Consider the following 13,009-nt stretch of genomic DNA (forward strand, 5'->3'; position numbering starts at 1 on the left):
GCCCAGCGGACCGGGGCGCGGCGGGCCGGGGCGCGGCGGGCCGGGGCCCCGGTGGCTGGGCGATCCCGGCTGGTCAGGCCGGTGCGGGCCCGTCGGTGGCGGCGTCGGACAGCGCGGCCAGGGCGCGCAGTTGGAGGGCTGCGAGGTCGGTGCAGCCGCCGGTGGCGAGGTCGAGCAGGGCGTTCAGTTCTTTGCGGTCGAAGGGTTCGGCTTCGGCGGTGCCCTGGACTTCGACGAAGCGGCCGTCGCCGGTGCAGACGACGTTCATGTCGGTCTCGGCGCGTACGTCTTCCTCGTAGCAGAGGTCGAGGAGGGGGGTGCCGTCGACGATGCCGACGGAGACGGCGGAGACGGTGTCGGTGAGGGGCTGGCGGCCGTGCTTGATGAGTTTCTTGCGCTGGGCCCAGGTGATGGCGTCGGCGAGGGCGACGTAGGCACCGGTGATGGCGGCGGTGCGGGTGCCGCCGTCGGCCTGGAGGACGTCGCAGTCCAGGACGATGGTGTTTTCGCCGAGGGCCTTGTAGTCGATGACTGCGCGCAGGGAGCGGCCGATGAGGCGGGAGATCTCGTGGGTGCGGCCGCCGATCTTGCCGCGGACGGATTCGCGGTCGCCGCGGGTGTTGGTGGAGCGGGGCAGCATCGAGTATTCGGCGGTGACCCAGCCTTCGCCGCTGCCTTTGCGCCAGCGGGGGACGCCTTCGCTGAAGGAGGCGGTGCAGAAGACTTTGGTGTCGCCGAAGGAGACGAGGACGGAGCCCTCGGCGTGCTTGCTCCATCCGCGTTCGATGGTGACGGGGCGGAGCTGTTCGGGGGTGCGGCCGTCGATTCGAGACATGGCCAAGAGCCTAGGCGATGCGGGTGGGGGCCGGTTCCGGTTCGCGGCGTGCGGAGGCGAGGCGCTGCGGGTGGGCGGTGCGGGTGGGCGGTGCGTGGCTGGTTGCGCCTGCCGTGGTGGGGGGGGAGCGCGCAATGCTCGGTGGCGTGGGCTTGGCCGGGTTGGGGTTCGGGTGCGCGAAAAGGCCGGCCTCCTGGTGGTGGGGCCGGCCTCGCGGTGTGAGGGAGTCAGCGACTCACATCATGTCTTCGATCTCCGCGGCGATGGGGTCCGCGTCGGTGCCGATGACGACCTGGATGGCGGTGCCCATCTTGACGACGCCGTGGGCGCCGGCGGCCTTGAGGGCTGCCTCGTCGACCTTGCTGGGGTCGATGACCTCGGTGCGCAGGCGGGTGATGCAGCCTTCGACCTCTTCGATGTTCTCGATACCGCCGAGGCCGGCGACGATCTTCTCAGCCTTGCTGGCCATGTGTCTCTCCTGGTTCTTGAAGAACGCTGTGTCGGCCCACGGTAGGTCCGCTTTGTCACGGTAGCCCACGTTTGGCCCAGCTATGCGCGCGGGCGCATTCTGCCTGGCCAAGGATGGCGATCACCGGAGCCATGCCCCGCGAGGGGTTCGCTCCGGACGATACCGCAACTGGTCTACACCAGTGCAAACGACCGCCCCGACCGGCTTGTTCCGCAGGCCTGGAGGTTGCCGATGAGCGCCAGCAGCGCGGCCGCCGTGCCGCAGCCCAAGTGGTGGAACGGCCTGTTCCAGGGGCTGCAGAAGATGGGTCGCAGTCTCCAGCTGCCCATCGCCGTGCTGCCTGCGGCGGGCATCCTCAACCGGCTGGGCCAGGACGACGTCTTCGGCAAGACCGGGCTCGGCTGGGACGATGTCGCCAAGGTGTTCAAGGGTGCGGGTGGCGCGCTGCTCGATGGTTCGCTGGGGTTGCCCCTGCTGTTCTGTGTGGGCGTCGCGATCGGCATGGCGAAGAAGTCGGACGGCTCGACCGCGCTGGCCGCGGTGGCGGGTTTCCTCGTGTATTACGGGGTGCTGCTTCAGTTCCCGAAGGACTGCGCCACGGGGGCGACCCTCACGGCCGGGGCCTGCGTGGCCAAGGACGGTTCGGCGGTGCTCGCCACCTACCAGAACCCGGGGGTGTTCGGCGGCATCGTGATGGGCCTTCTGACGGCGTACTTCTGGCAGCGTTTCCACCGCACGAAGCTGGTGGACTGGCTGGGGTTCTTCAATGGGCGCCGGCTCGTGCCGATCATCATGGCCGGGGTCGCGATCGTGTTCTCGGTGGCGTGCCTGTGGGTGTGGCCGCCGGTCGGTGACGGGCTGACCAGCTTCAGCAAGTGGCTGGTGGACCTGGGTGCGGGCGGTTCGGGCATTTTCGGTGTGGCCAACCGCGCGCTGCTCGTGATCGGCCTGCACCAGTTCCTGAACACCTTCATCTGGTTCCAGTTCGGCGACTTCACCAAGCCGGACGGCACGATCGTGCACGGCGACATCCCGCGGTTCCTGGCGGGCGACCCGACGGCCGGCCAGTTCCAGACGGGCTTCTTCCCGATCATGATGTTCGCGCTGCCCGCGGCGGCGCTCGCGATCGCGCACTGCGCCAAGCCGCACCGCCGCAAGGAGGTCGGCGGCATGATGCTCTCGGTCGGCCTGACCTCGTTCGTCACGGGCATCACCGAGCCGATCGAGTACTCCTTCGTCTTCATCGCGCCGCTCCTGTACGTGATCCACGCGGTGCTGACGGGTGTGTCGATGGCGGTGAGCTGGGGGCTCGGCATCAAGGACGGGTTCAGTTTCTCGGCCGGTCTCATCGACTACGTCATCAACTGGAGTCTGGCGACGAAACCCTGGCTGATCATTCCGGTGGGGCTCTGTTTCGCGGTCGTCTATTACGCGGTGTTCCGCTTCGCGATCACCAAGTTCAACCTGCCGACGCCGGGGCGGGAGCCGGACGAGGACGAGTTGGAGAAGGAGAACGTCAAGGCGTAGGCCTACGTAGGCCTGCGCAGCCCTGCGCCGCCCCCGCGCCGCCCCTGCCCGCCTCCACACAGCTCCGCGCAGCTCTGCACGCCTCCCCATACCTCCGCCACCTCCGCGCAGTTCTCCTTGCGGTGAACCGCCAGGCCCTCGGACTCTCCGGTCCGGGGGCCTTCGCCTGTCGTCGACGAGTCGTTCGCGGGGGTGCGACGGGGGCCTTGGCGGGGCGTTTCGCCGGGCCTTGTGGCCTGGCTTTCGCGGGTCGTTGCGGCCCTGCGCGGCTACGAAAAGGTCACGGCGGCAAGTCGGTGTTGTGTCGATTGCCCGGTATGGCTCAGGCCACAAAAAACGAAGGTTCCTTATCTAACCCTCACCGTGCTACAACTGGTCTACACCACTCATTGGTGTAGACCACGCGGGCTTGACCGCGTTCCCCTGAGACGCCGCCGTCCCCCCGTATTTTCTCATGCTCCCGGGCGGCGCCTTGCCCTACTGGAGGATGTTGATGAGTACGGCCACCGCTACGGCGGCGCCCGCGAAGAAGCGGGGCTCCGGCCTGTTCCAGGGTCTGCAGAAGGTCGGCCGCAGCTTGCAGCTGCCGATCGCCGTGCTGCCCGCCGCGGGCATCATGGTCCGCCTGGGTCAGCCCGACGTGTTCGGCAAGGACGGCCTCGGCTGGAACAAGGTCTCCGACGTCTTCGGCAACGCGGGCGGCGCCATCACGGGCGCTCTTCCCCTGTTGTTCTGCATCGGCGTGGCCATCGGCTTCGCCAAGAAGTCCGACGGCTCCACCGCGCTCGCCGCTCTGGTCGGCTTCCTCGTCTACAGCAAGGTGCTTCAGGCCTTCCCGATCGTGCAGCAGCACATAGCCGACGGCAAGATCGTGGACGCCAAGTACAACGACCCGGGTGTCCTCGGCGGCATCATCATGGGTCTGCTCGCGGCCGTGCTGTGGCAGAAGTTCCACCGCACCAGGCTCGTCGACTGGCTCGGCTTCTTCAACGGCCGCCGTCTCGTCCCGATCATCATGGCCTTCGTCGGCCTGGTCGTCGGTGTCTTCTTCGGCCTCGTGTGGGAGCCCATCGGCAACGGCATCGCCGACTTCGGGCAGTGGATGACCGGCCTCGGCGCCGGCGGCGCGGCCCTCTTCGGTGGCGTGAACCGCGCTCTGATCCCGGTCGGCATGCACCAGTTCGTCAACACCGTCGCCTGGTTCCAGATCGGTGACTACACGGACGCGGCCGGCCAGGTCGTCCACGGTGACATCCCGCGCTTCCTCGCCGGTGACCACACGGCCGGCATGTTCCAGTCGGGCTTCTTCCCCATCATGATGTTCGGCCTCCCGGCCGCCGCCCTCGCGATCGCCCACACCGCTCGCCCGGAGCGCCGCAAGGTCGTCCTCGGCATGATGGTCTCGCTGGCTCTGACCTCGTTCGTCACCGGTGTGACCGAGCCGATCGAGTTCTCGTTCATGTTCATCGCGCCGGTCCTGTACGTGATCCACGTGGTGCTCACCGCGATCTCGATGGCCGTCACCTGGGCCCTGGGCGTGCACGCGGGGTTCAACTTCTCGGCCGGCCTGATCGACTACGCGCTGAACTGGACCCATGCGACCAAGCCCTGGCTGATCATCCCGATCGGCCTGGTCTTCGGAGCGATCTACTACGCCCTGTTCCGCTTCGCGATCGTCAAGTTCAACATCCCCACCCCGGGCCGTGAGCCCGAGGAGGAGATCGAGGACCTGACGAAGGCGTAAGCCCTCGGCGCTCGGCACAAAGGCCCCCGGAACCGTACGGCCGTACGGTTCCGGGGGCCTTCCGCATGCCTGAGCCGCGCGCAGGGTCAGATGTCGTACACCGCGCCCGGCACGGCGAGTTCCGTCGGGCCCGGGTAGACCGCGCGGGCGTCCGCGAGGTTGGCCTGCGCGTCCGTCCACGGCGGGATGTGGGTGAGGACCAGGCGCCCGGCTCCGGCGCGTGCCGCGTGCTCGCCGGCCTCGCGGCCGTTGAGGTGCAGCGCCGGGATGTCCTCCTTGCCGTAGGTGAAGGACGCCTCGCACAGGAACAGGTCGGCGCCCTCGGCGAGTTCGTCGAGGGCGGGGCACGGGCCGGTGTCGCCGGAGTACGTGAGGGAGCGTCCGGCGTGTTCGACGCGGATGGCGTACGCCTCGACGGGGTGGCACACCCGCTCGGTGCGCACCGAGAAGGGGCCGATGTCGAAGGAGCCCGGCTTCAGGGTGTGGAAGTCGAAGACCTCGCTCATGGAGGACGGGGAGGGGGTGTCCGCGTAGGCGGTGGTGAGGCGCTGCTCGGCGCCCTCCGGTGCGTACACGGGCATCGGGGCGCAGCGGCCGCCCTCGTGGCGGTAGTAGCGGGCGACGAAGTAGCCGCACATGTCGATGCAGTGGTCGGCGTGCAGGTGGGAAAGGAAGATCGCGTCGAGGTCGTACAGGCCGATGTGGCGCTGTAGCTCACCGAGGGCCCCGTTGCCCATGTCGAGGAGCAGCCTGAAGCCGTCTGCCTCCAGGAGGTAACTGGAGCAGGCCGATTCCGCGGACGGGAACGACCCGGAGCAGCCGACGACGGTGAGCTTCATGGAGCGTGAACCTCCGGAACAGAGGGGCCAGGCGAAGCCTGTCGCTGCGGGGCGGGCGGGTCGGGGGGAGGCCGCGGGTAAGGGCTTGCGGTGCGTCGAGCGTAAGGCGCGTCAAGGCCGCTCGCTCCTTTGGGGCGGGCCGTTGTGGGGGAACTCACCTGCGCTGTCACCGGTTCGGATGGTGTTGGTGGGGAGCGCGCGCGGTGGGTGGTGCGCCGGTAACGTCTGCGGTATGGACACGTCGTGGTGGCTGGCGCTGGGAGCGGTGGTGGCGCTTGCCCTGGTGGCGGCTGTCGCGGACGGGCGGGGGCGCTTGCGGCGGGGGCGCTCGCGGCGTGGGCCCGGTGGCCGGGTGCGTCCGCCGGGGCGGCCGGGGGGTCAGGGCCTAGCGGGCGGGGCGGCGGGGCGGCGGTTGCCGCAGGCCGCGGAGATCTGGTGGGCGGAGGTGCCCTACGAGGATGTCCGGGGCGGCAAGGACCGTCCGTGTCTGGTGTTGCGGGTGCGCGGTGAAGCGGTGACCGTCGCGAAGATCACCAGCAAGTATCACGACGAGCGGGCCGGGGTCATTCCGCTGCCGCCGGGCACGGTGGCCGACGCGCACGGCCGGCCCAGTTTCCTGGAGACGGACGAGCTGCGTGAGGTCGGGGTGTGGGCGTTCCGGCGCCGGGTGGGGGTGGTGGACCCGACCCTGTGGGACCAGGTCCGCCACCTGGCGGGGTGACGGCGCCTCCGCGCCCGTCCGGCACGGGCCGTCAGGCCCAGAGCTGTCCGTGCAGGGTCTCGATCGCGGCCTCGGTCGTCGGCGCGGTGTAGACGCCGGTCGACAGGTACTTCCAGCCGCCGTCGGCGACGACGAAGACGATGTCGGCGGGGGTGCCCGCCTTGACAACCTTCTTGCCGACGCCGATCGCGGCGTGCAGGGCGGCGCCGGTGGAGACGCCCGCGAAGATGCCCTCCTGTTGCAGGAGCTCGCGGGTGCGGGTCACCGCGTCGGCGGAGCCCACCGAGAAGCGGGTGGTCAGGACGGAGGCGTCGTACAGCTCGGGGACGAAGCCCTCGTCGAGGTTGCGCAGGCCGTAGACCAGGTCGTCGTAGCGGGGTTCGGCGGCGACGATCTGGATGCCGGGGACGTTTTCGCGCAGGTAGCGGCCGACGCCCATCAGCGTGCCGGTGGTGCCGAGGCCTGCCACGAAGTGGGTGATGGAGGGCAGGTCGGTGAGGATTTCCGGGCCCGTGGTGGCGTAGTGGGCGCCCGCGTTGTCCGGGTTTCCGTACTGGTAGAGCATCACCCAGTCCGGGTTCTGCCCGGCCAGCTCCTTGGCGACCCGTACGGCCGTGTTGGAGCCGCCCGCCGCCGGCGACGACACGATCTCGGCGCCCCACATCGCGAGCAGGTCGCGGCGTTCCTGAGAGGTGTTCTCCGGCATCACGCACACGATGCGGTAGCCCTTGAGCTTCGCGGCCATCGCGAGGGAGATGCCGGTGTTGCCGCTGGTCGGTTCGAGGATGGTGCAGCCGGGTGTCAACCGGCCGTCCTTCTCGGCCTGTTCGACCATGTGGAGGGCGGGCCGGTCCTTGATGGAGCCGGTCGGGTTGCGGTCCTCCAGTTTGGCCCAGATCCGTACGTCGTCCGAGGGGGACAGGCGCGGCAGGCGGACCAGCGGGGTGTTGCCGACCGCGGCGAGCGGGGAGTCGTACCGCATGTCAGACGGACCCGGCCCGTCGCCCGGCCACCGCCCCGGCCGGACGCGGCTGCGCCGCGACAGATCCTCCGGCGACGGCGGGCAGGATGGTGACGTTGTCGCCGTCGGCCAGCTTGGTGTCGATGCCGTCGAGGAAGCGGACGTCCTCGTCGTTGAGGTACACGTTCACGAAGCGGCGCAGGTTTTCGCCGTCCACGATGCGCTCGCGGATGCCGGTGTGCCGGGCGTCGAGGTCGTTGAGGAGGTCGGCGAGGGTGGCACCGCTGCCTTCGACGGCCTTGGCGCCGTCGGTGTAGGTGCGGAGGATGGTCGGGATGCGGACCTCGATGGCCATGGCGTGGGCTCCTGATCGGAAGGAAGAGGCAGGTGGGCGCGGGCCGGGCCCGGTCTCGGGTTCGGGTCCGCGCGCCGCACGGAGCGTGCGGTGGTGCGGTGGCGCCTGGTGCGGTGGTGCGGTGCCGTGCAGGGTGTGAGCGGCGTCAGACGGCGGCGGCGCGGGGCGTACAGATCGCGCTGGCGAGGCGGCACAGGTCGACGTGCAGCCGCGCCACGAGCAGCAGGGCGGGGCCGCTGCTCGGCGTCTTGTCGCTCACGTCGTTCGAAACCATGGGGTCATCGTATAGATTCCCGGTCCGCTTCCTGGAATGTGATCTCGCATCCTGGATGGAAGCTGCTCAGGATGTGGGCGTGACCTTGGTCGGCGGCAGGTAGACGACGGTCGGTGCGCCGGTGGCGGGGTGGACGCTCACCTCGGCGTTCACCCCGTACACCTCCTTGAGGAGCCGCGCGGTCAGGACGTCGCCGGGGGGACCTGCCGCGACGACGGTGCCTTCCGCGAGGACGCAGACGCGGTCGCAGTAGTACGCGGCGAGGTTCAGGTCGTGCAGGGCGAGGAGATTGAGTGTGCCCAACTCCCTTACCAGGGACAGGATTTCGAGCTGGTAGCGGATGTCGAGGTGGTTGGTCGGCTCGTCGAGGACGACGACGTCCGGCTGTTGTACGAGGGCTCTGGCGACCAGGGCGCGCTGGCGTTCGCCGCCGGACAGGGACGGGAAGGGGCGGTTGGCGAGGGCGGCGATGCCGACGCGGGCGAGCGCGTCGCGTACGAGGGCGTCGTCGGCCGGGGTGTCCGTCTCCCAGAAGCGGTGGTGCGGGGAGCGGCCCATGGCGACGATCTCGCGGACGGTCAGTTCGATGCCGCCGGCGTCGGCGTCCTGGGGGACGGTGGCGATGCGGCGGGCGCGGGTCTTGACCGGCATCGCGTGCAGGTCGGCGTCGTCGAGCAGGACGCGGCCCGATGTGGGGCGCAGGGTGGCGTAGACGCAGCGGAGCAGGGTGGTCTTGCCGCTGCCGTTGGGGCCGACAAGGCCGACGGTTTCGCCGTGGGCGGCGTGCAGGGTGATGTCGTGGAGCAGGGTGCGGCCCTGGGGTGTGGTGTAGGAGAGCGCGTCGGTGCGCAGGGTCGTCATGCGGGGGCGCCTTCCGTGCCGGGTTTGCGGCCGCGCAGCATCCAGAGGAAGAACGGGCCGCCGGTGAGTGCGGTGAGCACGCCGACGGGGATGTCCTGCGGGGCGGCGACGGTACGGGCCGCGAGGTCGGCCAGGACGAGGAAGGTGGCGCCGCCGAGTGCCGCGACGGGGAGCAGGGTGCGGTGGGCGGCGCCGACGGCCAGGCGGGCGGCGTGCGGGACCATCAGGCCGACGAAGCCGATGGCCCCGCTGTAGGCGACGAGGATGCCGGTGAGCAGGGAGGCGAGCACGAAGGCGGCCGCGCGGAAGCGGCTGGTGTCGAGGCCGAGGACGGTGGCACCCTCCTCGCCGACGAGGAGCAGGTCGAGGGGGCGGGCCAGGGCGGTCAGGGCGAGGGTGCCGAGGGTGAGGGCGGTCGCGGGCAGGGCGAGCATGTCCCAGCGGGCGCCGCCGAGTCCGCCGAGCGTCCAGTGCAGGACTTCCTGTACGTGTTCGGCGTTCGCGGAGGTGACCAGGAGCAGGCTGGTGAGCGCGGACAGGACGTAGGAGACGGCGACTCCGGCGAGGACGAGGCGGCCGCCCGTCATGGAGCCGGCGCGTCGGGCGAGGGTGTAGACGAGGACGAGGGCGGCGAGTGCGCCCGCGAAGGCGGCGGCGGGCAGGGCGACGGTGGTGGCCACTCCGGCGCCGACGCCGAGGACGATCACGGCGACGGCTCCGGCGCAGGCGCCGCTGGAGACGCCGAGCAGGAAGGGGTCGGCGAGGGGGTTGCGTACGAGGGCCTGGAGCGTGGTTCCGATGACGGCGAGGCCGGCGCCGGTGACCGCACCGAGCACGACGCGGGGTGCCCTGACGTCGAGCACGATGGTTTGGTTGGGGCCGGGTTCGGCGGTGCCGGTGACGATGTCCAGCACGTCGCCCAGGGGTATGCGTACCGAGCCGAGTGCGAGACCGGCTCCGGTTGCGGCGATCAGCGCGAGGGCCAGCCCGCCGAGCAGGGCGGGGTGTCCCCGACGCGGGATCATGCCCGCACCCCGGTTCCGGTACGGCGCTGGGGGTGGCCCCAACTCCGCGCGCGGGGCGCGGCGTTGGGGCGGGCCCGCCTCGCCGGGTGGCCGCCGGCGGATCCGGCCTGCCCGTACGTGAGCCGCCCCCTCATCGGGTCGCCCCCGGCCTGCCCGTACGTGAGCCGCCCGCTCATCGGGTCGCCCCCGGCCGCAGTTGGGCCGCCAGTTCGGTGACCGCTGCCGGGGCTCGGACGCCTGTCACCATGTCGGAGAGGGGGAGGACGGCGAAGCTGTTGTTCTTGATGGCGGGGACGGATGCGAGCGCCGGGTCGTCGCGCAGGCGTTTCTTCTTGGCCTCCACGCTCGTGCCGCCGTAGTCCAGGATCAGGATGGTCTCGGGGGCGCGGGCCACGACGTTCTCCCAGCTCGCGTCGCCGAACGAGGTCGTCCTGAGGTCGTCGGCGAAGACGTTGCGCCCGCCCGCCCGGGTCACGATGTCGTTGCCGATGCCCTTGCCGCCCGCCGTGAACGCCGTCTTGTCGCCGCTGTCGTAGACGAAGACGGGCACCGGGGCGCTGCCCGCGCGGGCCGTGCGCGTGCGCTCGTTGGTCGCATCGGCCGTCCGTATCCAGGCCTCGGCGCGGTCCGCGACGCCGAAGGTCCGGCCGACCTCGCGGATCTCGTCGTACACGTCGTCCATCGTCGTCGCCGCGCCCTTGGGGCAGTTCTCCACGTTGAGGCGGGACGTGATGCCGCTCTTGGCCAGGCTCTCGCGCGCTCGGCCCTCGTTCGCGGCGAACGCCGAGGCGTAGCCGCCGTACACGTAGTCGGGGTTCGCGGACAGGAGCTTCTCGTACGAGGGGTACTGCGCCGCGAGGACCGGCACGGAGCGGTAGTCGGCCGCGTACTTCGGCAGGATCGCGTCGTCCAAGTAGGCCGTTCCTGCGAGGGACTTGGCGAGGCCCAGCTCCAGCATGACCTCCGTGGCGTGCTGGTTCATCGTCACCGCCCGTTTCGGGGGCGCGGTGAAGGTCGTCGTGACGCCGCAGTTGGTGAGCGTGTACGGGAAGCCGGGGGCGGGGCCGCCCGCGGCCTCGGGCTGCGCCCGTGTGGTGCACGCGGCGAGCGGGAACAGCAGGACGGCGGCGAGTGCCGCGCGGCGCCAGGGCATGGCTCAGCTCCTCCGAGGGGATTTCCACGTCCCCTGTCGATGGGAGAAGGCGGCAGGTCAGTTCCTGGCTTCCGGCCGCGCGGGATGGTGCGCGCGGCCGGTCACAGTGGCGGGACCGTGCCGGATTCGCACCGGCTTCCTGGGTCCTGCCGCCCGATGGTCGAGATTGCGTAGGGACAGTATGCGCGAAGATCCGCCGGCCTGCGTATCCGTCAGTACGCCGCTACGACCCTTACCTCTTCTTCGGTGATCACGCCGTCCACGATGCGGTACGAGCGGAACTGGAACTCGCCCGCGCCGTCCGTGTCCGCCGTCGAGACCAGGACGTAGTGGGCGCCGGGCTCGTTCGCGTACGTGACGTCGGTGCGGGAGGGGTAGGCCTCGGTCGCCGTGTGGGAGTGGTAGACGATCACCGGTTCCTCGTCGCGGTCGTCGAGGTCGCGGTAGAGCTTGAGGAGGTCCTGCGAGTCGAACTCGTAGAACGTGGGCGAGCGGGCGGCGTTCAGCATCGGGATGAAGCGCTCGGGGCGGCCGGTGCCCACCGGGCCCGCGACCATTCCGCACGCCTCGTCGGGGTGGTCGGCGCGGGCGTGCGCCACGAGCTGGTCGTACAGGGCCTGGGTGATGGTCAGCATGTCGGCAAGGATAAGCAGAGGGGCCGTCCCGTATCGAGGTGCGATACGGAACGGCCCGCATGGTGAGAACCTGCTGGTCACAGCCGCGTCAGCGGCTCAGCTGCGCTTGGCGAACGCCTTGTTCTCGGGGTTCTTGGCCTTGAGGACCAGGTAGGAGACGCCGAGGATCAGGGCCCACAGCGGCGCGCAGTACAGGGAGATGCGGGCGTCCTTGTCGATGCCCATCATCACGATGACCAGGAAGATGAAGAGCAGCGCGAACCAGCTGGTGTAAGGGGCGCCGGGGGCGCGGAAACTGGACCGCGGCAGCTCGCCGCGGTCGGACTTGGCGCGGTAGCGGATCTGGCAGACCAGGATCATGATCCAGGCCCACATGCCGGAGATGGTGGCGAAGGAGACCACGTAGGTGAAGGCCTTGCCGGGCGCCACGTAGTTGATCCAGACGCCGACCAGCATGAGCGCTGCGGAGACCGTGGTGCCGACCAGCGGCGTGCCGCTCCTGGTGAGCTTGGTGAGGACCTTCGGGCCCTGGCCGTTGAGCGCGAGGTCGCGCAGCATGCGGCCGGTGGAGTACATGCCCGAGTTGCAGGAGGAGAGCGCGGCGGTCAGCACGACGAAGTTGACGATCCCGGCGCCCATGCCGAGGCCCATCTTCTGGAAGGCGGCGACGAAGGGGCTCACGGACGGGGTGAACTCGTGCCACGGGACGACCGAGAGGATCATGATCAGGGCGCCGATGTAGAAGACGGCGATGCGCCACGGCACGGTGTTGATGGCCTTGGGCAGGGTCTTCTCGGGGTCCTTGGACTCGCCCGCGGTCACACCGACCAGCTCGACGGCGAGGAAGGCGAACATCACGATCTGGAGCGTCATCAGCGTGCCGCCGATGCCCTTGGGGAAGAACCCGCCGTCGTTCCACAGGTTGGCGACGGTGGCGGTGTCCGCGGCGTCCGAGAACCCGAGGGTCAGGATGCCGGCGCAGATCAGGATCATGCCGACGATGGCGGTGACCTTGACCATGGAGAACCAGAACTCCAGCTCACCGAAGAGCTTCACGGAGATGAGGTTCACGGCGTACAGGATGAGCGTGAAGATCAGGGCGTAGGCCCACTGCGGGATGCTGTCGTGGGTCCAGTAGGACATGTACTGGGCCGCCGCGGTGACTTCGACGATGCCGGTGACGACCCAGAAGAGCCAGTACGTCCAGCCGGTCACATAGCCCCAGAACGGGCCGACGAACTCGCGGGCGTACTCCGAGAAGGAGCCCGACACCGGGCGGTACATGAGCAGCTCGCCGAGGGCGCGCATGATGAAGAAGATGACCACGCCCGCGATGGCGTAGGCCAGGATGAGGCTGGGGCCGGCCTTCGAGATGCCCTTGCCCGCGCCGAGGAAGAGGCCGGTGCCGATGGCACCGCCGATCGCGATCATCTGGATCTGCCGGGCCCCGAGGCCCCGGTGGTATCCCTCGCCCGAGCCTTCGCCCGGAGCCTGGGCGGTCTCCGCGGCCTCATGGCCGGCAGGACGGTCTCCGTGCCGGTCGACCTGCGCTGAGGTCATGGTGGTGCGCCTTTCTCCATGCTGACCCGCCCGCCTCGGTCACGAAGCGT

14 protein-coding genes and 1 riboswitch are annotated in these 13,009 nt (G+C 70.0%); of the genes, 3 read left to right on the top strand and 11 right to left on the bottom strand.

The genetic code is table 11. The features are described from left to right. Positions 1 to 73: 73 nt before the first annotated feature. A complete protein-coding gene (rph, locus tag ACGFW5_RS02560; RefSeq protein ID WP_393832287.1) occupies positions 74 to 835 on the bottom strand; it encodes a ribonuclease PH in 762 nt (253 codons plus the stop codon). A gap of 235 nt (positions 836 to 1,070) precedes the next feature. After that, on the bottom strand, positions 1,071 to 1,304 hold the full coding sequence (locus ACGFW5_RS02565; protein WP_393832288.1) for a glucose PTS transporter subunit EIIB: 234 nt from the start codon (positions 1,302 to 1,304) through the stop codon (positions 1,071 to 1,073). Between the two features lie 231 nt (positions 1,305 to 1,535). Between ACGFW5_RS02565 and ACGFW5_RS02570 the strand changes: the two genes are divergently transcribed. Further along, positions 1,536 to 2,831 (top strand): PTS transporter subunit EIIC, encoded by a 1,296-nt coding sequence (locus tag ACGFW5_RS02570; protein ID WP_393832289.1) that lies wholly within the window; start codon positions 1,536 to 1,538, stop codon positions 2,829 to 2,831. 493 nt (positions 2,832 to 3,324) lie between these two features. After that, positions 3,325 to 4,575, top strand: a complete 1,251-nt coding sequence (locus ACGFW5_RS02575) for a PTS transporter subunit EIIC (RefSeq protein ID WP_393832290.1) — start codon at positions 3,325 to 3,327, stop codon at positions 4,573 to 4,575. A gap of 86 nt (positions 4,576 to 4,661) precedes the next feature. On the opposite strand, the gene ACGFW5_RS02580 is transcribed toward ACGFW5_RS02575, so the two are convergent. Next, positions 4,662 to 5,414 (bottom strand): MBL fold metallo-hydrolase, encoded by a 753-nt coding sequence (locus tag ACGFW5_RS02580; protein ID WP_393832291.1) that lies wholly within the window; start codon positions 5,412 to 5,414, stop codon positions 4,662 to 4,664. Between the two features lie 232 nt (positions 5,415 to 5,646). Here ACGFW5_RS02580 and ACGFW5_RS02585 point away from each other — a divergent pair, with 232 nt between their 5' ends. Then, positions 5,647 to 6,135: a type II toxin-antitoxin system PemK/MazF family toxin gene (locus ACGFW5_RS02585; protein ID WP_393832292.1), complete on the top strand. Its 489-nt coding sequence runs from the start codon at positions 5,647 to 5,649 to the stop codon at positions 6,133 to 6,135. A gap of 31 nt (positions 6,136 to 6,166) precedes the next feature. Here ACGFW5_RS02585 and ACGFW5_RS02590 read toward each other — a convergent pair whose 3' ends face one another. The 8 genes from ACGFW5_RS02590 to ACGFW5_RS02625 all read right to left on the bottom strand — a co-directional run bounded on the left by ACGFW5_RS02590 (position 6,167) and on the right by ACGFW5_RS02625 (position 12,959). Further along, a complete protein-coding gene (locus tag ACGFW5_RS02590) occupies positions 6,167 to 7,117 on the bottom strand; it encodes a PLP-dependent cysteine synthase family protein (protein WP_393832293.1) in 951 nt (316 codons plus the stop codon). Position 7,118: 1 nt separating this feature from the next. Further along, a complete protein-coding gene (locus tag ACGFW5_RS02595) occupies positions 7,119 to 7,451 on the bottom strand; it encodes a MoaD/ThiS family protein (protein ID WP_393832294.1) in 333 nt (110 codons plus the stop codon). Between the two features lie 145 nt (positions 7,452 to 7,596). Then, positions 7,597 to 7,725 carry a putative leader peptide gene (locus tag ACGFW5_RS02600; protein ID WP_393832295.1) on the bottom strand — a complete coding sequence of 43 codons (129 nt, stop codon included), beginning with the start codon at positions 7,723 to 7,725 and terminating at the stop codon, positions 7,597 to 7,599. A gap of 66 nt (positions 7,726 to 7,791) precedes the next feature. Continuing rightward, positions 7,792 to 8,586 (bottom strand): ABC transporter ATP-binding protein, encoded by a 795-nt coding sequence (locus tag ACGFW5_RS02605; RefSeq protein ID WP_393832296.1) that lies wholly within the window; start codon positions 8,584 to 8,586, stop codon positions 7,792 to 7,794. Continuing rightward, positions 8,583 to 9,611 carry a FecCD family ABC transporter permease gene (locus ACGFW5_RS02610; protein ID WP_393832297.1) on the bottom strand — a complete coding sequence of 343 codons (1,029 nt, stop codon included), beginning with the start codon at positions 9,609 to 9,611 and terminating at the stop codon, positions 8,583 to 8,585. The genes ACGFW5_RS02605 and ACGFW5_RS02610 overlap by 4 nt, the downstream gene beginning before the upstream one ends. Before the next feature lie 172 nt (positions 9,612 to 9,783). Continuing rightward, positions 9,784 to 10,764 carry an ABC transporter substrate-binding protein gene (locus ACGFW5_RS02615; protein WP_393832298.1) on the bottom strand — a complete coding sequence of 327 codons (981 nt, stop codon included), beginning with the start codon at positions 10,762 to 10,764 and terminating at the stop codon, positions 9,784 to 9,786. 58 nt (positions 10,765 to 10,822) lie between these two features. Further along, positions 10,823 to 10,906, bottom strand: a riboswitch (cobalamin riboswitch). Between the two features lie 70 nt (positions 10,907 to 10,976). Continuing rightward, a complete protein-coding gene (locus ACGFW5_RS02620) occupies positions 10,977 to 11,399 on the bottom strand; it encodes a Mov34/MPN/PAD-1 family protein (protein ID WP_393832299.1) in 423 nt (140 codons plus the stop codon). Between the two features lie 96 nt (positions 11,400 to 11,495). Further along, positions 11,496 to 12,959 (bottom strand): amino acid permease, encoded by a 1,464-nt coding sequence (locus tag ACGFW5_RS02625; protein ID WP_393832300.1) that lies wholly within the window; start codon positions 12,957 to 12,959, stop codon positions 11,496 to 11,498. Positions 12,960 to 13,009: the final 50 nt, after the last annotated feature.

Origin of the sequence: Streptomyces sp. NPDC048416, assembly GCF_043200435.1 — a bacterium.
Lineage (GTDB): Bacteria > Actinomycetota > Actinomycetes > Streptomycetales > Streptomycetaceae > Streptomyces.

Coding starts and splice junctions, on each gene's coding strand:
- rph (WP_393832287.1), bottom strand. CDS start 835: ATGTCTCGAATCGACGGCCGCACCCCCGAACAGCTCCGCCCCGTCACC.
- ACGFW5_RS02565 (WP_393832288.1), bottom strand. CDS start 1,304: ATGGCCAGCAAGGCTGAGAAGATCGTCGCCGGCCTCGGCGGTATCGAG.
- ACGFW5_RS02570 (WP_393832289.1), top strand. CDS start 1,536: ATGAGCGCCAGCAGCGCGGCCGCCGTGCCGCAGCCCAAGTGGTGGAAC.
- ACGFW5_RS02575 (WP_393832290.1), top strand. CDS start 3,325: ATGAGTACGGCCACCGCTACGGCGGCGCCCGCGAAGAAGCGGGGCTCC.
- ACGFW5_RS02580 (WP_393832291.1), bottom strand. CDS start 5,414: ATGAAGCTCACCGTCGTCGGCTGCTCCGGGTCGTTCCCGTCCGCGGAA.
- ACGFW5_RS02585 (WP_393832292.1), top strand. CDS start 5,647: ATGGACACGTCGTGGTGGCTGGCGCTGGGAGCGGTGGTGGCGCTTGCC.
- ACGFW5_RS02590 (WP_393832293.1), bottom strand. CDS start 7,117: ATGCGGTACGACTCCCCGCTCGCCGCGGTCGGCAACACCCCGCTGGTC.
- ACGFW5_RS02595 (WP_393832294.1), bottom strand. CDS start 7,451: ATGGCCATCGAGGTCCGCATCCCGACCATCCTCCGCACCTACACCGAC.
- ACGFW5_RS02600 (WP_393832295.1), bottom strand. CDS start 7,725: ATGGTTTCGAACGACGTGAGCGACAAGACGCCGAGCAGCGGCCCCGCC.
- ACGFW5_RS02605 (WP_393832296.1), bottom strand. CDS start 8,586: ATGACGACCCTGCGCACCGACGCGCTCTCCTACACCACACCCCAGGGC.
- ACGFW5_RS02610 (WP_393832297.1), bottom strand. CDS start 9,611: ATGATCCCGCGTCGGGGACACCCCGCCCTGCTCGGCGGGCTGGCCCTC.
- ACGFW5_RS02615 (WP_393832298.1), bottom strand. CDS start 10,764: ATGCCCTGGCGCCGCGCGGCACTCGCCGCCGTCCTGCTGTTCCCGCTC.
- ACGFW5_RS02620 (WP_393832299.1), bottom strand. CDS start 11,399: ATGCTGACCATCACCCAGGCCCTGTACGACCAGCTCGTGGCGCACGCC.
- ACGFW5_RS02625 (WP_393832300.1), bottom strand. CDS start 12,959: ATGACCTCAGCGCAGGTCGACCGGCACGGAGACCGTCCTGCCGGCCAT.